The 19,927-nt window shown below is 64.5% G+C and carries 16 protein-coding genes and 2 pseudogenes; 10 read left to right on the forward strand and 8 right to left on the reverse strand.

Annotated features, from left to right (window positions below; all coding sequences use genetic code 11):
• The first annotated feature begins 84 nt into the window (after positions 1 to 84).
• The 5 genes from dut to AC0L2Z_RS19165 all read left to right on the forward strand — a co-directional run bounded on the left by dut (position 85) and on the right by AC0L2Z_RS19165 (position 4,025).
• On the forward strand, positions 85 to 570 hold the full coding sequence (dut, locus tag AC0L2Z_RS19145; protein WP_287194544.1) for a dUTP diphosphatase: 486 nt from the start codon (positions 85 to 87) through the stop codon (positions 568 to 570).
• On the forward strand, positions 570 to 1,226 hold the full coding sequence (locus AC0L2Z_RS19150) for an HAD family hydrolase (protein ID WP_287055152.1): 657 nt from the start codon (positions 570 to 572) through the stop codon (positions 1,224 to 1,226). The genes dut and AC0L2Z_RS19150 overlap by 1 nt, the downstream gene beginning before the upstream one ends.
• Before the next feature lie 85 nt (positions 1,227 to 1,311).
• A complete protein-coding gene (locus tag AC0L2Z_RS19155) occupies positions 1,312 to 2,160 on the forward strand; it encodes a hypothetical protein (protein ID WP_473629014.1) in 849 nt (282 codons plus the stop codon).
• A 69-nt stretch (positions 2,161 to 2,229) separates the two neighbouring features.
• A complete protein-coding gene (locus AC0L2Z_RS19160) occupies positions 2,230 to 3,033 on the forward strand; it encodes an isocitrate lyase/PEP mutase family protein (RefSeq protein ID WP_287344930.1) in 804 nt (267 codons plus the stop codon).
• A complete protein-coding gene (locus AC0L2Z_RS19165) occupies positions 3,030 to 4,025 on the forward strand; it encodes a proline racemase family protein (RefSeq protein WP_473629015.1) in 996 nt (331 codons plus the stop codon). Before AC0L2Z_RS19160 ends, AC0L2Z_RS19165 begins: the two co-directional genes overlap by 4 nt.
• A gap of 85 nt (positions 4,026 to 4,110) precedes the next feature.
• Here AC0L2Z_RS19165 and AC0L2Z_RS19170 read toward each other — a convergent pair whose 3' ends face one another.
• Positions 4,111 to 4,806 (reverse strand): sulfate transporter family protein, encoded by a 696-nt coding sequence (locus AC0L2Z_RS19170; RefSeq protein ID WP_473629016.1) that lies wholly within the window; start codon positions 4,804 to 4,806, stop codon positions 4,111 to 4,113.
• Between the two features lie 98 nt (positions 4,807 to 4,904).
• The gene (locus AC0L2Z_RS19175) at positions 4,905 to 5,807 is read right to left on the reverse strand and encodes a DMT family transporter (protein ID WP_473629017.1); all 903 of its coding nucleotides are present in this window, start codon (positions 5,805 to 5,807) and stop codon (positions 4,905 to 4,907) included.
• Between the two features lie 184 nt (positions 5,808 to 5,991).
• Here AC0L2Z_RS19175 and AC0L2Z_RS19180 point away from each other — a divergent pair, with 184 nt between their 5' ends.
• On the forward strand, positions 5,992 to 6,984 hold the full coding sequence (locus AC0L2Z_RS19180) for an adenosine kinase (protein ID WP_473490612.1): 993 nt from the start codon (positions 5,992 to 5,994) through the stop codon (positions 6,982 to 6,984).
• Between the two features lie 17 nt (positions 6,985 to 7,001).
• Here the strand turns inward: AC0L2Z_RS19180 and AC0L2Z_RS19185 are convergent, their stop codons facing one another.
• Positions 7,002 to 9,281: an NADP-dependent malic enzyme gene (locus AC0L2Z_RS19185; RefSeq protein ID WP_128244462.1), complete on the reverse strand. Its 2,280-nt coding sequence runs from the start codon at positions 9,279 to 9,281 to the stop codon at positions 7,002 to 7,004.
• Between the two features lie 205 nt (positions 9,282 to 9,486).
• Here AC0L2Z_RS19185 and mutS point away from each other — a divergent pair, with 205 nt between their 5' ends.
• On the forward strand, positions 9,487 to 12,174 hold the full coding sequence (gene mutS / locus AC0L2Z_RS19190; RefSeq protein WP_473629022.1) for a DNA mismatch repair protein MutS: 2,688 nt from the start codon (positions 9,487 to 9,489) through the stop codon (positions 12,172 to 12,174).
• 24 nt (positions 12,175 to 12,198) lie between these two features.
• On the opposite strand, the gene AC0L2Z_RS19195 is transcribed toward mutS, so the two are convergent.
• Both AC0L2Z_RS19195 and copM read right to left on the reverse strand, forming a co-directional pair.
• Entirely contained in the window at positions 12,199 to 13,044 is an 846-nt protein-coding gene (locus AC0L2Z_RS19195) for an aldo/keto reductase (RefSeq protein WP_473629018.1), read from the reverse strand.
• 93 nt (positions 13,045 to 13,137) lie between these two features.
• Complete coding sequence (gene copM, locus AC0L2Z_RS19200) at positions 13,138 to 13,539, reverse strand: CopM family metallochaperone (protein WP_128168323.1); 402 nt, start codon at positions 13,537 to 13,539, stop codon at positions 13,138 to 13,140.
• A gap of 2 nt (positions 13,540 to 13,541) precedes the next feature.
• On the opposite strand from copM, the gene AC0L2Z_RS19205 reads away from it, so the two are divergent.
• Positions 13,542 to 13,709, forward strand: coding sequence for a hypothetical protein (locus AC0L2Z_RS19205; protein WP_287226952.1), 168 nt, complete (start codon positions 13,542 to 13,544; stop codon positions 13,707 to 13,709).
• Here the strand turns inward: AC0L2Z_RS19205 and AC0L2Z_RS19210 are convergent.
• Positions 13,710 to 13,778: pseudogene (locus AC0L2Z_RS19210) on the reverse strand (hypothetical protein); the annotation flags it as partial. It lies immediately after the preceding gene.
• Positions 13,779 to 13,876: 98 nt separating this feature from the next.
• Positions 13,877 to 14,844, reverse strand: a pseudogene (locus AC0L2Z_RS19215) (HAD-IC family P-type ATPase); the annotation flags it as partial.
• 307 nt (positions 14,845 to 15,151) lie between these two features.
• On the opposite strand from AC0L2Z_RS19215, the gene AC0L2Z_RS19220 reads away from it, so the two are divergent.
• Positions 15,152 to 17,953, forward strand: coding sequence for a [protein-PII] uridylyltransferase (locus AC0L2Z_RS19220; RefSeq protein WP_473629019.1), 2,802 nt, complete (start codon positions 15,152 to 15,154; stop codon positions 17,951 to 17,953).
• Positions 17,954 to 17,999: 46 nt separating this feature from the next.
• The gene (gene murJ / locus AC0L2Z_RS19225) at positions 18,000 to 19,598 is read left to right on the forward strand and encodes a murein biosynthesis integral membrane protein MurJ (protein WP_473629020.1); all 1,599 of its coding nucleotides are present in this window, start codon (positions 18,000 to 18,002) and stop codon (positions 19,596 to 19,598) included.
• 29 nt (positions 19,599 to 19,627) lie between these two features.
• Here the strand turns inward: murJ and AC0L2Z_RS19230 are convergent, their stop codons facing one another.
• Positions 19,628 to 19,789 carry a hypothetical protein gene (locus AC0L2Z_RS19230; protein WP_023803758.1) on the reverse strand — a complete coding sequence of 54 codons (162 nt, stop codon included), beginning with the start codon at positions 19,787 to 19,789 and terminating at the stop codon, positions 19,628 to 19,630.
• Between the last annotated feature and the right edge of the window lie 138 nt (positions 19,790 to 19,927).

Below are 19,927 nucleotides of genomic sequence, written 5' to 3' on the forward strand. Positions count from 1 at the left end.
AACGGAACTGCGCTGAAAGAAAGCCGTTGATAGCCTGGCCGCCGAGTTGACTGAATCGGCGTTGACAGCGATAGGATCAGCCTCATGCGCGCAGCACTCTACACTTCCTCCGTCATCGGTCCGGCCGTCGGCTTCATCAGGCTGCCACATGGTGAAGGCCTGCCGCTTCCCGCCTATGAAAGCGCGGGCGCCGCCGGCATGGATCTGCGCGCCGCGGTGCCGGACGACCGGCCGCTGCTGATCCTGCCGGGAAAACGCGCGCTGGTGCCGACCGGACTGATCCTGGAGATCCCGGAGGGGGTGGAAGGCCAGGTCCGGCCACGCTCGGGCCTCGCCTTCAAGCACGGGCTTACCTGTCTCAACACGCCGGGCACCATCGACAGCGACTATCGCGGCGAGGTCAAGGTGCTGCTGATCAATCTTGGCGACGAGGATTTCGCGGTGACGCGCGGCATGCGGATCGCGCAGATCGTCTTCGCCCCGGTGACGCAGGCGACGGTCGATGAGCGCAGCTTGGCCGGCGGAACGACGCGCGGCTCCGGCGGCTTCGGATCGACCGGCACGGCCTGATGTCGCTACCCAAACTCGTCATCTTCGATTGCGACGGGGTTCTGGTCGACACCGAGAACCTGGCCAATCGGCGCCTCGCCGAATGGCTCAGCGCCGCCGGCTACCCGGCAAGCTTCGAATATTGCCGCAAGAACTTCTCCGGCCGCGCCATGGTCTCGGTGCAGAAGGAAGTCGAGGCGACCGGCGCCAGCCTCGGCGCCGATTTCGTCGACCGTTGGAACGCCGGTCTGCCGGACCTGTTCGCGCATGGCGTCGAAGCCGTCCCCTATGTCAGGCAGTTCATCGAAGCCGTGCACGCTGCCGGCATCGCAACTTGCGTCGCTTCGTCGGCGCGGGTGAGTAAAATGCACATCACGCTCGGCCAGACCGGGCTGCTGCCGCTGTTCGAGCATGCACTGTTCAGCTCGACCATGGTTTCGCGCGGCAAGCCTTTTCCCGACCTGTTCCTGCATGCCGCAAGCACGATGGGCTTCGCGCCAGCCGACTGCATCGTCATCGAGGACAGCGTCGCCGGGACATTAGCCGGCATTGCCGCCGGCATGCGCGTATTTTCCTACTACGGCGACCCGCATTCCGACCGCGACGGCCTGACCGAGGCCGGCGGCATCCTGTTTGACGACATGCGCGAGCTGGCCGGGCTGGTGCCGATCCCCTGATCTGGTCTTCAGGTTGTTATCCGGCTGGACGCGCCAGGCGCCTATGCTAGCTTGCCAATGTCCGACAGTGGGATGCGCCCAGCCTATGAACTCGATCCTGTCTCGCTTCACCCTCGCCTGCTTGCTGCTGCCGTGTCTGTGGGCCGCGGCCAGCGCGCAGGGCGTCAGCTTCCCGGACCTTGGCAGCACCCTCCCCGGCCACGAGAACACGACCTATCTCGACCTCGCCAGGATGGTCATTCCCGATCTGGCGGCGGACAAGGATGGCTTCTACCGTGGCTCCATGCCGATCGAGATGCGCCATATCGAAGGTGGGGATAGCGGTGGCTCGCCGCCCGAAACGTCGGGCTTTTCCAATGCTGGCGTGCTCCAGATCAGGGCCGGCGGCAAGGAACGGCTGGCCATGCTGTTCGACCTCGGCAGTTCCTCCGACAGCGCAGAGGGCTTTGCGGTGCTGGCGCTCTACGATCTTGCCGGCAAGCCGAGACTGCTCGACGCTGTCAATGTCGCCGTCGACCGGAGCACCTATTTCCGCGATCCGGGCAAGCTTCCGATCGGGCTAGGCGATGACGTCATCATCACCCTGAGCACGCATTTCAATTCGAGCCAGGGCTATGTGAGCACGCCGCTGATCCTGGTCCGCGACGACAGGTTCGAGCTGATCGACATGATCTCTACGTTCGACGTATCCCTGTGCGCCTACAGGCGCACGCAGGAGTTGGCGTTTCAGACCGCTGCGGAAGGCCAGCCCTATGCGGCCATCAAGGCGACGGTGACCGATGCCACCATGCCGAATGGCGAAAGCTGCGACGATGCGGCGCCCGAGGCTTCCTCGCGCGACATCTCCGTCACCTACCATTGGGAAGGGGCCGCGTACGTCAAGGGGTCCGACGCACTGGACAAATTGGCAGGAGAGAACGCCAATCGCTTCTGACCCAATCGCATTCGTTTGCCCGGCGGGCAGTGGCGGGATAAAATGCGCTTCGCACTCTGGGGAGCATCCATGGACAAGGGCAAGACCTTTCGCGACCTGCACAGTTCGATCTTCGTCATGCCCAACCCCTGGGACGTCGGCACGACGAAACTGCTGGCCTCCTTCGGTTTCAAGGCGTTGGCGACGACCAGCGCCGGCTTTGCCTTTTCGCGCGGCCTGCCCGATGGCGCGGTGACCTTCGAGGCGATGATCCACCACTGCCGCGACGTGACCGCGGCGACCGGCCTGCCGGTCTCGGCCGACCTTGAGAAGGGCAAGGGCGACAGCGCGACAAGTGCCGCGGAAACTGTCTTCGCAGCCGAAGCGGCAGGCCTCGCCGGCTGCTCGATCGAGGACCACACCGGCGAGCCCGACAAGCCGATTTATGAATTTTCGCATGCCGTCGAGCGCGTCGCCGCTGCAGCGGAGGCGGCACGGGCGCTGAAGCACGACTTCGTCTTCACCGCGCGGGCCGAGAATTTTCTGTGGGGCAGGCCAGACATCGACGACACGATCAAGCGGCTGCAGGCCTTCGAGAAGGCCGGCGCCGACGTGCTCTACGCGCCAGGCCTCGGCGATGTCGAGACGGTGCAAACCGTCTGCTCGGCGCTGACCAAGCCGGTCAACGTCATGGTGAGGCCCGGCTTCACCATCGCCGATCTTGCCCAGGCAGGGGTCAAGCGCATTTCGCTCGGGCCCTGGCTGACCAACTACGCCTTCGGCATGCTGGAAACGGCGGCGCGCGAGATCCAGCAGGACGGCACCTTCGGCTTCACCCGCACCGCCATGCCGTTCGGCAAGCTGCAGGCGTTGTTTGCCGAACCCAACGCATGAAGCTCAGCGTCGTCGACATGCACACCGGCGGCGAGCCGCTGCGGATCGTCACCGGTGGTTATCCCAGGATTCCTGCAGGCACGATCCTGGAAAAACGCGCCTATGTGCGCGATCATCTCGATCATCTCAGGAAGATCCTGATATTCGAGCCGCGCGGCCATTACGACATGTATGGCGCGCTGCTGGTGGAACCCGACCTGCCCGGCGCCGACCTCGCCGTGCTGTTCATGCACAATGAGGGCTATTCGACGATGTGCGGCCACGCCATCGTCGCGCTCGGCCGCTACGCCGTCGACGAGGGGCTGGTGGCGCGGCAGGAGCCGCTAACGACAGTCAACATCGAGGCGCCGTGCGGGCTGGTCGTCGCCTCGGTCGAGGTGCAGGACGGCAAGGCCGGTGCTGTGTCATTCGAAAGCGTGCCGGCCTTTCTGTTCGCCCGCGACCAGCAGATCGAATTGCCGGGTTACGGGGCGATCGGATTCGACATCGCCTATGGCGGCGCCTTCTATGCGCTCGCCGATTGCCGGCAGTTCGGGCTGGAGTTCGGCGAAAACCGCGTGTGCGATTTCGTCGATGCGGCGACGGCACTGACGGAGAAGCTGGAGAAGGAATTCCCGCTGTCGCATCCCGACCATGCCGAGCTTGCCTTTCTCTACGGCACCATCCTGACCGACGGACAGGACGCATATTCCGATAGCCCGACCAAAAACATATGCGTCTTCGCCGAGGCTCAGGTCGACCGCTCGCCGACCGGATCGGGCGTCACCGCGCGGCTGGCGGCGATGCATGCCAGGGGCGAAATCGCCGGCCAGACGCGGCTGTTCGAGAGTATCGCCGGCTCGCGCTTTTCCGGCAGCGTGGCGAGGACCGCGAAAACCGGGCCGCATGATGCCATCATCGCCCGTGTCGGCGGCCGCGCCTTCTACAGCGGCCGGGCCGAATTCATCGTCGAACCCGAGGACGAGTTGGGACGTGGTTTTCTTTTACGCTAGCGCCGAACCCAACAAAACGGAACGGAGCGTAACGTTTGGCTACAACCGCCATTCGCAAGCCTGCATCACCAGAACATCAGCACTCCTAAGCCGCTTCCCGCGCCGAGATCGCCTTGTGCAGATGTACCATCATGGCGGCGGCGAACAGCGGCGTCAAAAGGTTGAGCAGCGGCACTGCGAGGAAGGCAGCGACAACCAGCCCGGCGAGGAACACCGTGACGGCATGTTTTTTGCGCAACGCCCGGGCGTCGGCCTCCGGGCGAAAGCGCATCGCGGCGAATTCGAAGAATTCACGTCCCAGCAGATAGCCGTTGACGATGAAGAAGGCGGCGATGTTGATGCCCGGCACCAGCAGAAGCAGCAAGGCCAAAAGGTTGCCGACGATGACGACGCCAAAGAATTTGATCGCCAACACCAGCGAGCGCAGTGCCGGCATCGCGCGGCCGGGTGGGTCATTGGGATAGTCGGTGCGCTCGACCAGTTCGGCGGCGGCGTCGAGGAACAGGCCGGCGATGATCGCCGTCACCGGCGCGATCAGCAGGGCCAGACCGAAGGCAAGGGCGATGGCGGCGATGATGCCGCCCAACCAGCCGGCCCAGGACGGCAGGCCGGGTATCAGGGACTCCAACCACGGCAAGGCCAGCCACTCGACAAGGCTCGTCAACCCGAACCACAAGGCCACCAGCGCCAGCAAGGTGAGCCCCAGCGTCTCGATGAAAACCGAGCGGAATTCGGGCGAGAACAGCCGGCTCAGGGCGGCGCGGGCGGCGTCGAGTATCATCGCGTTTCAAACCCATATGCAACGCGCCCGTTTTGGGCAGGACGCCCCCCGAGATAGGACAGGGAAATCATCAGCGCAACTGCTGCTGATAACGCAAGTTACCGCGCAAACACCGGCTTGCGGACAGGAATGGTCATCGCAGCCACGCCGGCGACAACAAGGGCCATTCCCCACCACGCCGTCGGGCCAAGGCTCTCGCCGAGGAATACGGCCCCGATACCCACGCCGATCGGCACGCGCAGATAGGCCTGCGAGGTGGTGCCGACGGAGCCCAGCGTATGGATGAGCCGGAAATAAAGGCAGAAGGCCAGCGCAGTTGAAAAAACCGAAAGTCCGAGCAGAGCAAGGATCGAGGCCGTTGATGGCGCCAACGCCCAAGGGCGGTCGAACACAAGGCTGAGGGGGACGAGTATCGCGGCGCCGCAAAGCATCGAACCGGCGGCTGGAATCATCGGATCGAGGCCCTTGAAGCCGCGACCGAAAATGGCGGCACCTGCGTAGCAGACCGTCGCCGCGACGACGGCAAGCTGCGCCCACAACTGGTGACCAAGGCCGCCAAGCGCCTGGGTGCCGACGATGAGGCATATTCCAGCTGTTCCCGCACCGACGCCGGACAGTTTGCGCATGGTCACTGGTTCGTGGCGCGTGATGAGCGCGGTCAGCAAGAAGGTGAAGATTGGGGACGTCGCATTCAGGATCGTGGCCAGGCCGGCGTCTAGCGAGCGCTCGGCCGAGGCTATCAACGTGAACGGCACAACGCTGTTGAGGTATGCCTGGAACGCGAACCGACGCCAGCTGGCGGTATCGCGCGGCAGGGTCAGGCCACGCCAGCGGATGAGGGCGAGAAGAATTCCACCCGCAATCAACGTTCGGGCTGCGATCAGCGTTACCGGCGGGATCGTCTCGACGCCGATCTTGATGAAGGTATAGGAAGCACCCCACAGCACCGCGAGCGCAATGAGGAGCGCCAGCTCGGTCTTCATGTCGGTTTTTGCAGGCATGGCGGGTTCGCAACCTTCGGGGGAACATTGATCGGCGACGCCATCCTTGTAAGCGAGGCACGAAAGAAATGCTTCGATCATTATCCAACCGTGATTGTTGGCTAGGCAAAGCCGCATCAAATCGCTAGACCCGCCCGCGGCCGGCATGCCAGAAAGCCGGTGGTTTTTCGCGGAGACATGATTGATGCCGAACTATGACGTGCTTTGTATCGGTAATGCCATTGTCGACATCATCGCCCAGTGCGACGAGGCATTCCTTGAGACGAACGGCATCATCAAGGGCGCGATGAATTTGATCGATACGAGGCGCGCCGAGCTGCTCTACAGCCGCATGGGCCCGGCCATCGAAGCCTCCGGCGGCAGCGCCGGCAACACGGCGGCGGGCGTCGCCAGCTTCGGCGGTCGCGCCGCCTTCTTCGGCAAGGTCTCGAACGACACGCTCGGCGAAATCTACGCCCATGACATGCACGCGCAGGGCGTCGCCTTCGACACCAGGCCGCTCAAAGGCGAACCGCCAACGGCGCGCTCGATGATCTTCGTCACGCCGGACGGCGAGCGCTCGATGAACACCTATCTCGGCGCTTGCGTCGAGCTCGGTCCTGAGGATGTCGAAGCGGACAAGGCGTCTGGCGCCGCCGTCACCTATTTCGAGGGATATCTGTGGGACCCGCCGCGCGCCAAGGAAGCGTTCCGGCAGACGGCGAAGCTCGCCCATGCAGCCGGGCGCGAAGTGTCGATGACATTGTCGGATTCGTTCTGCGTCGACCGCTACCGCGACGAGTTTCTGGAGCTGATGCGCTCGGGCACCGTCGACATCGTCTTTGCCAACAGCCACGAGATCAAGTCGCTCTACCAGACCGCCTCCTTCGACGAGGCGCTGGCCCAGATCCGCAAGGATTGCAAGATCGCCGCCGTCACCCGCTCCGAAAAGGGCTCGGTCATCGTGCGCGGCGACGAGACGGTCACCATTAATGCGACGGAAATCCGCGAGCTGGTCGACACCACCGGCGCCGGCGACCTCTATGCCGCCGGCTTCCTCTACGGCTACACACAAGGCCGCAGCCTGAAGCATTGCGGCGATCTCGGCTCGCTGGCGGCCGGGCTGGTGATCCAGCAGATCGGGCCAAGGCCGCGGCAGAATTTACGCCACGAGGCTGAGCAGGCAGGCCTGATTTAGGAAGAGGCGCTCGCTCCTCAGGCCCCCGCCGTATAAGCGGCAATCGCCGCCATGTTGACGATGTCGCTGTCCTTGGCGTTGAGCGAGACGATCTGAACCGGCTTGTCCAGGCCGACCAGCAGCGGGCCGATGACGGTCGAGCCGCCGAGCTCCTGCAGCATCTTGGTCGAGATCGAGGCCGAGTGGAAGGCCGGCATGATCAGCACATTGGCCGGGCCGGTCAGCCGGATGAACGGGTATTGCGCCATGGCGCGTGCGCTGAGCGCCACGTCGGCTGCCATCTCGCCGTCATATTCGAAATCGACGCGCCGCTTGTCGAGGATGCGCACCGCTTCCTGGATGCGTTCGGAGCGCTCGCCCTGCGGATGGCCGAAGGTGGAATAGGCAAGCATGGCCAGCCGCGGCTCATAACCCATGCGGCGGGCAAAGCCGGCGGCCTCCTCGGCGATGTCGGCGATCTGTTCGGCATTCGGCATATCGTGCACGGCGGTGTCGGCGACAATCACGGTTCGGCCCCGCGCCAGCACGATCGAGGCGCCGATGACGCGGTGGCCGGGCTTGGCGTCGATAATGCGGCGGATGTCGTCGAGCGCCGTCGAGTAGTTGCGGGTGACGCCGGTGACGATGCCATCGGCATCGCCCAGCGCCACCATGCAGGCGGCGAAATGGTTGCGGTCGTTGTTGATCAGGCGCTGGCAGTCGCGAAACAGGAAACCCTTGCGCTGCATGCGCTCGTACAGATAGTCGGTGTAGACGCCGTTGCGGCGCGACAGCCTGGCATTGATGATCTCGATGCCTTGCTTGTTCAGTTCGATGCCGGCGTTCCTGGCGTTCTCCTTGATGATATCGTCGCGGCCGAGCAGGATGGCGGTGCCGAGCCGCTGGTTCACATAGGAGACGGCGGCCCGCATCACCTGCTCCTCCTCGCCCTCGGCGAAAACGATGCGCTTGGGCTGGCGGCGCACACGGTCGTAGATGCGCTGCAGCGTCGAGGCGATCGGATCGCGGCGGGCGGACAGCTCCTGCGCGTAGCGGTCGAGGTCGAGGATCGGCTTGCGCGCGACGCCGGATTCCATCGCGGCCTTGGCAACCGCGATCGGAATGGCCGAGATCAGGCGCGGGTCGAACGGCACCGGGATGATGTAGTTGGGGCCGAATTTCGGCCGCATGCCCTGGTAGGCGGCGGCGACGTCGTCGGGTACATCCTGGCGCGCCAGTTCGGCGAGCGCACGCGCCGCGGCGATCTTCATGTCGTCATTGATGGTGGTCGCCCGCACGTCCAGCGCGCCGCGGAAGATGTAAGGGAAGCCGAGCACGTTGTTGACCTGGTTCGGATAGTCCGAACGCCCGGTGGCCATGATGGCATCGGCGCGGATTTCGGCGACTTCCTCCGGCGTGATCTCCGGATCGGGGTTGGCCATGGCGAAGATGATCGGCTTCTCGGCCATGGACTGCACCATCTTGGTGGTCAGCGCGCCCTTGGCCGAGAGGCCGAGGAACACGTCGGCACCGTCGAGCGCCTCGGCCAGCGAGCGTGCGTCGGTCTTGACGGCATGCGCCGACTTCCACTGATTCATGCCTTCGGTGCGGCCCTGGAAGACGACGCCTTTGGTGTCGCACAGGATGATGTTTTCGGGCGCAAAGCCCATCGCCTTCATCAGCTCGATGCAGGCGATGCCGGCGGCACCGGCGCCGTTGCAGACCATTTTGGTGGTCTTCATGTCGCGGCCGGTGATTTCCAGCGCGTTGATCAGGCCGGCCGCCGAAATGATGGCGGTGCCGTGCTGGTCGTCATGAAAGACCGGTATGTCCATAAGTTCGCGCAGCCGCTGCTCGATGATGAAGCACTCCGGCGCCTTGATGTCTTCCAGATTGATACCGCCGAACGACGGCCCAAGAAAACGCACGCAATTGATGAACTCTTCGGCATCCTCGGTGTCGACTTCGAGATCGATCGAATCGACATCGGCGAAGCGCTTGAACAGCACCGCCTTGCCTTCCATCACCGGCTTGGCGGCCAGCGCGCCGAGATTGCCGAGGCCGAGGATGGCGGTGCCGTTTGAGATGACGGCGACCATGTTGCCGCGCGCCGTGTAGTCGAAGGCGCGGCTGGGATCCTCGGCAATGGCAAGCACCGGAACCGCGACGCCCGGCGAATAGGCGAGGCTTAGGTCGCGCTGGGTGGCCATCGGCTTGGTGGCGACGATCTCCAGCTTGCCCGGGCGGCCCATGGCGTGGAATTCCAGCGCCTCCTGCGCACTGACGGAGGGGCCGTTGCTTTCGGTTTTCTTGGCCATGATGCTTTCGATTTCCTCACCCGTGCAGCACCTCGTTGAGACGGGCGCGGTGCTTTCTTTTGTGGAACGTTCGGGATTAAGGCTACACTTCGCCGCTGTAAACCGCCAAGCAGATGGCTTGGGAAATTTTGGAAGCAACTTCTTGAACGACGAAACGCCCATTCGCAGCGACAGCGCTACGCCGGCCTTTGCGCCGGCAACGCCGATGATGGAGCAGTATATCGAGATAAAGGCGGCGAACCCGGATTCGCTGCTGTTCTACCGCATGGGCGATTTCTACGAGCTGTTCTTCGACGACGCCGAGAAGGCGAGCCGGGCGCTCGGCATCGTCCTGACCAAGCGTGGCAAGCACCAGGGCCTCGACATCCCGATGTGCGGCGTGCCGGTGCATGCCGCCGACGATTATCTGCAGAAGCTGATTGGACAAGGGTTCCGCGTCGCCGTCTGCGAGCAGATCGAGGATCCGGCAGAGGCGAAGAAACGCGGTGGCAAATCGGTGGTGCGCCGCGACGTGGTGCGGCTGGTAACGCCCGGCACCATCACCGAGGACAAATTGCTGGCGCCGTCGGAATCGAGTTTCTTGATGGCACTTGGCCGGGTCAAGGGCGGAGCCGAACAAAGAAGCGGGGAGCGCGGCAGCGCGACAGGGAACCAAGGAAGTTTTGCGCTGGCCTGGATCGAGATCTCGACCGGCGCCTTCCGCGTTGCCGAGACCAGCGCCGACCGGCTGCTCGCCGATGTCTTTCGCGTCGACCCACGCGAACTGATCGTCGCCGAGCCGGTGTTTTACGATCCGGAGCTGAAACCGGTGTTCGATGTGCTCGGCCGCATCGCCAGTCCGCAGCCGCCGAGCCTGTTCGACTCAGCGTCGGCCGCCGGGCGCATCGCCCGTTTCTTCGAGGTGGCGACGCCGGACAGTTTCGGCACGTTTTCCCGCGCCGAACTGTCGGCGATCTCGGGCGCCATCGCCTATGTCGAGAAGACGCAGAAGGCCGAGCGGCCGCCGCTGTCGCGGCCCGAGCGCGAGGAGCAGGGTTCGACGCTGTTCATCGATCCGGCGACACGCGCCAATCTGGAACTGCTGCGCACGCTGTCCGGCAGCCGCGAGGGCTCGCTGTTCAAGGCGATCGACCGCACGGTGACCGGCGGCGGCGCGCGGCTGCTCGCCGACCGGCTGATGGCGCCGCTGACCGATCCGGCGGCAATTGGCGCAAGGCTGGATTCGGTGTCGTTCTTCCGGTCCGAGACACGGCTGTGCCAGGCGGTGCGGGCGAGCCTGAAGAGTGTCGCCGACATGCCACGCGCGCTGTCGCGGCTGGCGCTCAACCGCGGTGGCCCGCGCGATCTCGGCGCGCTGCGTGCCGGGTTCGAGGCCGCCGGCGCTATTGCCGAACTGTTTGGGGCGACCGCCCTGTCGCCAGAATTGGCGGCGGCGCTGGCGGCGATCGAGGCGCTGCCGCGCCCGCTGGCCGAGCATCTGACACGGGCGCTCGCCGACGAGCTGCCGCTGCTCAAGCGCGACGGCGGCTTCGTCCGTTCCAGCTACAACGCCGAGCTCGACGAGATGCGGGCGCTGCGCGATGAATCGCGCAAGGTGATCGCCGGGCTGGAGCGCTCGCTGATCGACGAAACCGGCATCCGCTCGCTGAAAATCCGGCACAACAATGTGCTTGGCTACTACATCGAAGTCACCGCCAACAACCATGCGATCATGACGAGCAGCGACGGGGCGAAGGCGCGCTTCATCCATCGCCAGACCATGGCCAACGCCATGCGCTTCACCACGACCGAACTGGCCGAGCTGGAATCGAAGATCGCCAATGCCGCCGACCGGGCGCTGGCGATCGAGCTTGCCGCCTTCGACAGGCTGACGGCGGAAGCCGTCGGCGAGGCGCACAAGATCCGCGCCGGCGCCGAAGCACTCGCCGTGCTCGACGTGTCGGCGGCACTGGCGCTGCTTTCCGAAAGCGAGGCATGGTGCCGACCCATCGTGGACGCGAGCCTCGCCTTCGCCATTTCGGGCGGACGGCATCCGGTGGTGGAACAGTCGCTGCGGCGTTCGGGCGAAGGACCGTTCGTCGCCAATGATTGCGATCTGTCGCCGGAAGGCAATGCCAGAAACGGCGCGATCTGGCTGCTGACCGGCCCGAATATGGGCGGCAAATCGACCTTCCTCAGGCAGAACGCGCTGATCGCCATCCTCGCCCAGACCGGCTCCTTCGTGCCGGCGGCATCAGCCCATATCGGCGTCGTCGACCGGCTGTTTTCACGTGTCGGCGCCTCCGACGATCTGGCGCGCGGCCGTTCGACGTTCATGGTCGAGATGGTCGAAACGGCGGCGATCCTCAACCAGGCCGGCGAACGCGCGCTGGTGATCCTCGACGAGATCGGCCGCGGCACCGCCACCTTCGACGGCCTGTCGATTGCCTGGGCGGCGGTCGAGTATCTGCACCAGAAAAACCGCTGCCGGGCGATCTTTGCCACCCATTTCCATGAAATGACTGCGCTGGCCAGCAAGCTCGCTCGACTGCACAATGTCACTATGCGGGTCAAGGAATGGGAAGGCGACGTGGTCTTCCTGCACGAGGTCGACAAGGGTGCCGCCGACCGCTCCTACGGCGTGCAGGTGGCGCGCCTGGCCGGCTTGCCGGAGGCGGTGGTCGGGCGGGCCAGGGAAGTGCTGCACCAACTGGAAGCTGGCGAGGTTTCGGGCAAGGCCAACCGGCTGGTCGACGATCTGCCGCTGTTTTCGGTGGCGCTGAAACGGGAATCGCCGAAGCCGGTGAAGGACGATGCACTGGGCGCCGCGCTCGGAGCGATCAACCCCGACGAGATGACGCCGCGGGAGGCGCTGGAGGCGCTGTATCGGCTGAAGGGAATGGCGGGGAAATAGCTGGGCCTCGTCCGCTCCCATCCCTCAAATCATCTGCAGGCCCTGCTTGCGCCTCGGCGGTGGGAAGGCGCGGTCGATTTCGGTGAAATCCTCACGCGTAAGCTCGATGTCGAGCGCCGCGACATTCTGGCGGATATGCTCCTGCTTGCTGGCCTTTGGAATGGCGATGATGCCGTCCTGTGCCATCACCCAGGCCAGCGCCAGCTGAGCCGGCGTCGCATCGTGGCGGGCGGCGATGGTTTCGAGGCTGGCGTTGCGCGCCAATACGCCCTGATCGACCGGCGAATAGGCAATCAGCGGAATGCCGCGCTGCCGGCTCCAGGGCGCAAGGTCGAATTCGGGGCCGCGCTGGGACAGATTGTAGAGGATCTGGTTGGTCTGGACGCCGTCGCCGGCCGGCAGGCTGACCAGTTCCTCCATCTCATGAGTGTCAAAATTGCTGACGCCCCAATGGCGGATCTTGCCGGCCCTTTTCAACGCTTCGAAGGCCTCGACCGTTTCCGGCAGCGGCACGCTGCCGGGCCAGTGCAGCAGATAGAGATCGATGCGGTCGGTGCGCAGATGCCTGAGGCTTGCCTCGCAGGCAGCCGGCACGCCGGTGCGCGAGGCGTTGGACGGCAGCACCTTGGAGACCAGGAACACCTCGTCGCGGCGCCCGGCAGTAGCATCCGCCACCACTTCCTCGGCGCCGCCGCTGGCATACATTTCGGCGGTGTCGATCAGCGTCATGCCGAGATCCAGCCCAAGCTTCAGGGCATTGACCTCATCGGCATGGCGGCGGGCGTCCTCGCCCATTTTCCAGGTGCCTTGACCCAGCACGGGAACGGCTTCGCCCGAGGGCAATGTCGTGGTTCTTATCGTTGACGGCATGGCGCGCTCCAGTCGAGACCCGATGGCACCACAGCTTTCGGGAGAAATCCAGACGAAAGTCCTGCCCTGGATTGCCTGCAGACTGCCCGATGTCTACTCCACCGGATGGGCGACCAGCCAATCCTGCATCTGCTTGATCTCGGCTTCCTGCGCCGCGATCACCGCTTCGGCCAGCTTGCGCATTTCCGGATCCTTGCCATTGGCAAGCTCGACCTTGGCCATGTCGATAGCCGCCTGGTGATGCGGGATCATGCCGCGGGCGAAATCGACATCGGCATTGCCGGAATATTCGATCGCTGTCATCGCGGTGTGCATCTTGTCCATCGCCGCCTTGTAGCCATCGGTCGAGGCACCCGGCGCGCCCATCGCTCCCATGTCGTGCGCCCCCATGTCGTGTTTCGTCTCCTGGGCTTGCGACGGAATGCTTTCCAGGAAAACGGCGAGCAGCATTCCGGCCGCCATCAGCAGCAGCACGATCTTCTTGGCCAACGTCATTCATGATCTCCTTTTTGAACGAGTTCCTATCTGGGGACTTGGCTCAGAGTTTCAACGCCCTGAGCCGCAACGCATTGGTCATCACCGAAACCGAGGACAGGCTCATCGCCGCTGCCGGTCGCCATGATGATCTTCAGGCCGCGCTCGTGCAGCGCCTTTATCGCCTCTGATGTCGTCGCCTTGATCGGGTCGGCGACGGCGACGATGCCGGCCAGCTTGTTGCCGACGGCGACGAACATCGAGGTCTTGCCCTCGGCAGCGCCTCGGCGCTGGTCGAGATGGATGCGATATCGATGCCGAGAGCGGCCATCATCGCGGCGTTGCCGAGCGCCACCTTCTGTCCCGACTTTTCGAGGCCGGCGGCAATGGCCAGCAGATCATCGTCCGCCATGCCCTCGGCAGCGACGATTTCGGTCAATCTCGGCCGGCCTTCGGTCAATGTGCCGGTCTTGTCGACGATCAGCGTGTCGACCGAGGCAAAGCGCTCGAGCGCCTCGGCGTCCTTGATCAGCACGCCGGCATGCGCGCCGCGCCCTGTGGCGGTCATGATCGACATCGGCGTGGCAAGGCCCAGCGCGCAGGGACAGGCGATGATCAGCACCGAGACCGCCGAGACGATTGCAAAGATCAGACTGGGTTGCGGCCCGAAAATCGCCCAGGCGATGAACGCAACGATCGCAACCACCACGACGGCCGGGACGAAATAGAAGGAGACGCGGTCGGCCAGGCCCTGGATCGGCGCGCGCGAACGCTGCGCCTTGGCGACGAGCTCGACGATCCGCGCCAGATATCGACCAGTTCCGGGCCCTCGTCGCCGGTCGGCACGCCCATCGGTTCCAGCGCCATGCCGCAGATCGGGCAGGCGCCTGGCTTGTCGCGGACGATTTCGGGATGCATCGGGCAGGTGTATTGCGTGCCTTTCGGCATCGCCTGCTGCTCCGGCCTGTCGCCAAGATACTTTGCCGGCTCCGCCTCGAACTTCACCTTGCAGCCGGCCGAGCAGAAATAGAAGCCCTGGCCTTCATGCCGGGAAAAGTGCTTCGCGGCGGCACGCTCGACACGCATGCCGCAGACCGGATCGGTGGCGGTAATGTAGTTTTCCGGCTCGGCCGTGAACTTCGAACGGCAGCGCTCGCTGCAGAAATGATAGCGATGGCCGCCATGATCGGCGGTCGGCTTGCCGGCGGCCGGATCGACGGTCATGCCGCAGACCGGGTCGCGAATGACTGCGTCGGCGACGGACGGAGCAGCTTTCGGCGAGCAGCAACCGCTATGGGCGTGATGGTGGTGGTCGGAGTGCGTCAATGCGGAAAGGCCTCTCTGTCTCGAACTTGCAACAGAGGTAGTGCTTCCAGTAACTGGAAGGTCAAGGCCAATTTCGACCTTTGGTGCCGTGGTGCATGCCGGACTGCCTGACCCAAACCGCTTCCATGCTTATGGCCGCCGCCACTTCCGGGCTTGGCAACATCGTCCAGCAAGACCATCTATCAAGTGCGGCAAGAGGCGATCATCCGGTTTCGACTCCCGTGGAGAGCGTGTCCGTCCGCCCCATACCCAGCGCCGCGAAAACGCGCTATAGACGCCGCCAAAACGGCGAGGCCGAACGACACTTATGGCAAGAATCTCTCTAAAGCTCGACGAACTGATCGACGGCGAAGCCTTGCGCCGCGAGATGACCGCGCTGACCGCGGCCACGGCAGGCGACGGCTCCGGCAAGGCTGCGCGCACCGGTGTTCTGCAGCTTCTCAAGGGCAGGCTGGCCGCCGGCCGCAGCATCGCCGAACGCATGCTGATGGACGACGGCAGCGGCACAGCCTGCGCCGCCCGGCTGTCGCATCTCATGGACGAAATCATCCGCGCGCTCTACGAGTTCGCCGCCACCCACGTCTATCGCATCAAAAACCCGTCATCGGCCGAACGCATGGCCGTCGTCGCGGTCGGCGGCTATGGCCGCGGCACGCTGGCGCCGGGATCCGATATCGATCTGCTCTTCCTGCTGCCCTACAAGCAGACGCCATGGGGCGAGCAGATCGTCGAATACATGCTCTACGTGCTGTGGGACCTGGGACTGAAGGTCGGCCACGCCACCCGCAACATCGACGAATGCCTGCGGCAGTCGCGCACCGACATCACCATCCGTACCTCGATCCTGGAGGCGCGTTTCCTGTGGGGCGAGCAGAAGCTCTATGACGAGCTATTGCAGCGCTTCGACCGCGAGGTGGTGCGCACCACCGGACCCGAATATGTGCAGGCCAAGCTTGCCGAACGCGACGAGCGTCATGCCAAGGCCGGCGAAAGCCGCTATCTGGTCGAACCCAATGTCAAGGACGGCAAGGGCGGCCTGCGCGACCTGCAGACGCTGTTCTGGATCGGCAAGTATTTCTACCGGGTCCGCACCGGCGAGGAACTGGTCGACAAGGGCGTCTTCACCGGCACCGAATACCGGGAATTCCAGAAGGCCGAGGACTTCCTGTGGGCGGTGCGCTGCCACATGCATTTCCTCACCGGCAAGGCCGAGGAACGGCTGCATTTCGACATCCAGCGCGAGATCGCCGAGCGCCTGGGCTACACCACACATCCGGGCCTGTCGGCGGTCGAGCGCTTCATGAAGCATTACTTCCTCGTCGCCAAGGATGTTGGCGACCTGACCCGCATCTTCTGCGCGGCGCTGGAGGAAGAGCAGGCCAAGCATGTGCCGGGCTTCAACCGTATCTTCCTCACCTTCTCGCGCCGCAAGCGCAAGCTTGCCGGCACGTCCGATTTCATTATCGACAACCATCGCATCAACATCGCCGACGACCTGGTGTTCGAGCGCGATCCGGTCAATCTCCTGCGGCTGTTCTGGGTCGCCGACAAGCACGGGCTGGAATTTCACCCCGATGCGCTGAAGCTGCTGACCCGTTCGCTCGGCCTCATCGGCAAGGCGCTCAGGCGCGACGAGGAAGCCAACCGGCTGTTCCTCGACATATTGACGTCGGACCGCAATGCCGAACTCAATCTCAGGCGGATGAACGAGGCGGGACTGCTGGCAAAGCTAATCCCGGATTTCGGCAAGATCGTCGCCATGATGCAGTTCTCGCTGTACCACCACTATACGGTGGACGAGCACCTGATCCGCTGCATCGGCGTGCTGGCCGAGATCGAGCGCGGCGACGGTGAAAAGGTCCACCCGCTTGCCCACTCGCTGATGCCGGGGCTGAAGAAAAGCCGCGAGGCGCTTTATGTCGCGGTGCTGCTGCACGATATCGCCAAGGGCCGGCCCGAGGACCATTCCGAAGCGGGCGCCCGGATCGCGCGGCGGATCTGCCCGCATATGGGGCTGTCGGCGGCCGACACCGAAACGATCGCCTGGCTGGTCGAGAACCATCTCGTCATGTCGATGACCGCGCAGACCCGCGACCTCAACGACCGCAAGACGATCGAGGACTTTTCCGCGATCGTGCAGTCGGTCGAACGGCTGAAGCTGCTGCTCGTCCTGACCGTCTGCGATATCAGAGGCGTCGGGCCTGGCGTCTGGAACGGCTGGAAGGGGCAGTTGCTGCGCACGCTCTACTACGAGACCGAATTGCTGTTGACCGGCGGGTTTTCGGAGGTGTCGCGTGCGATGCGCACCGCGGCCGCCCGCGAAAAGCTGGCCGAGGCGCTCGCCGATTGGCCGGAAAAGGCCCGCAAGCGCTATGTCGCCAAGCACTATGAGAATTATCTGCTGGCGGTCGATCTCGCCGACCAGCTTCGCCACGCCGAATTCATCCGCGAGGCGGATGCGGCGGGCAAGAAGCTCGCCACGATGATCAAGACCCATCAGTTCGAGGCGGTGACCGAGATCACCGTGCTGGCGCAGGACCATCCCCGCCTGCTGTCGGTCATTGCCGGCGCCTGTGTGGCGGCCGGCGGCAACATTGTCGACGCGCAGATCTTCACCACCTCCGATGGCCGCGCGCTGGACACCATCCTGATCTCGAGGGAATTCGACCGCGACGAGGACGAGCGCCGCCGCGCCGAGCGCGTCGGCCGTCTGATCGAGGACGTGCTGTCGGGCAAGAGCTGGCTGCCGGAGATGATCGAGAAGCGCACCAAGCCGCGGCGCGGCGCCAAGGTCTTCCGCATCCAGCCGCGCGCCGAAATCCGCAACACGCTGTCGAACCGGTTCTCGGTGATCGAGGTCGAGGGGCTGGATCGGCCGGGCCTGCTGTCCGAGATCACCGGGGCGTTGTCCGACCTGTCGCTCGACATCGCCTCGGCCCACATCACCACCTTCGGCGAAAAGGTCATCGACACCTTCTATGTCACCGATCTCACTGGCCAGAAGATCGACAGCCCGACCCGGATGGCCGCTATCAAAAACAGACTGATCGCGGTCCTCGAAGGCACCGTGCCCGAGCGCGGCGGCAAGGCCAAGGCTGCGGCCGAGTGACAGCCACCACTCATTTGTCCCAATCCTGCAGGCAGTCTCCAGACGCATGAGCCTTGTCAAAAAGTTCGCGACGGTCGCTTCCGGCACGCTGATGAGCCGCGCCCTCGGCTTCGGCCGTGAGATGCTGATGGCGGCCGCGCTCGGCACCGGGCCGATCGCCGACGCCTTCAACGCCGCCTTCCAGTTTCCCAACACCTTCCGGCGGCTGTTTGCCGAAGGCGCCTTCAACGCCGCCTTCGTGCCGCTGTTCGCCAAGGAGATCGAAACCCACGGCACCGATGGCGCCAAGCGCTTTTCCGAAGAGGTGTTCGGCGTGCTGTTCACGGCGCTGCTGGCGCTGACCATCGCCATGGAACTGGCGATGCCGCTGATCGTGCGCTACCTGGTGGCGCCGGGCTTTGCCGACTCGCCGGAAAAGTTCGAGATGACGGTCCGGCTCGCGACCATCATGTTTCCCTATCTGATCTGCATGTCGCTCGGCGCCATGATGGCCGGCATGCTGAATTCGCTGCGCCGCTATTTCGCCGCCGCGGTGGCGCCGGTGTTCCTGAACGTCATCCTGATCGGCGTGCTCGCCTATGCGTGGCACAAGGGATCGGACGCGCGCACCGTTGGCTTCGCACTGGCCTGGGGCGTGCTGGCGGCGGGGCTGGTGCAACTGGCGATCGTCTGGGTGGCGGTGCGCCATGCCGGCATCTCGATCGGCTTTCGCCGGCCAAGGATGACGCCCAATGTCAAGCGGCTGCTGATCCTGGCGCTGCCGGCGGCGATCACCGGCGGCATCACCCAGATCAACCAGCTGATCGGCACCGCAATCGCCTCGGCGCAGGACAGTGCGGTGTCGTCGCTCGCCTATGCCGATCGCATCTACCAGCTGCCGCTCGGCGTCGTCGGCATCGCCGTCGCAATCGTGCTTCTGCCCGAACTGTCGCGGGCGCTGAAGTCGGGCAATCTGATCGAGGCGGCCAATATGCAAAACCGGTCGGTGGAGTTCACGCTGTTCCTGACCTTGCCGGCGGCGGCGGCACTGCTGGTCCTGGCGGAGCCGATCGTCGGGCTGGTCTACGAACGCGGAGCATTTGCCGCAAACAACTCGACGCCGATCGTGGCGGCGATCCTGGCGATCTTCGGCTTGGGGCTGCCCGCCTTCGTGCTGATCAAGGCGTTCACCCCCGGCTATTTCGCTCGCGAGGACACACGCACGCCGATGATCTTCGCCGCGATCTCGGTGGCGGTGAACATCACCACCGCGCTGACGCTGTTTCCGCAGATGGGCGCGCCGGGCATCGCCGTCGCCTCGGCCGTCGCCGGCTGGGTCAATGCGCTGATGCTGCTCGGCGTGCTGATCCGGCGCGGCCATTGGGGCCGCGACGTGCCGCTCATGAGACGCATCCCACGGCTGGTGCTGTCGGCCGCGGTGATGGCGGCGGCGCTGTATTTTGCCGAACACTGGTTTGCCGCCAGCCTCGCTTCCGGCTCGCCGCTGGTGGTCAAGACTGCAACGCTGCTTGGGCTCGTCGCCGGCGGGGCGCTGCTTTACTTCGTCACCGCCTTCGCCATCGGCGGCGCCGATTTCGGCATGATCCGGCGCAGTATGGCGCGGAAGGGATCACCGTCTGTCAGGGGACAGTCTCCAGATCCGTAAGCTAACCGTAGCGACCCCGTCGACAAGCATCAGTCTTCGCCGGACAATTCGTCATAGACCGGGCGCGGCAGCGGCTTACGTGCCTGCTTGCTAAGTTCGATCCCGAATTCGGCCCGAAGCCGCGCCGCTGTCTCTAGCGGCGTCTCGCGGCCATGTCGGTGCTCCAAAGCTTTCTCGTTTGAGATGGTCATCCATTTCTCGTCAGATCGTTTGCAGAATATGCTCCTATCATACCATATCGATGTCGGCGCCGCCCCTCATTGCCCTGCCGGGCATTTCTCCCCGTATAGTGACGGGGAGAAAGACCCGTCGTCGACGGTTTCGCCAAC

The sequence above is a fragment of the Mesorhizobium sp. WSM4850 genome, from assembly GCF_055811735.1.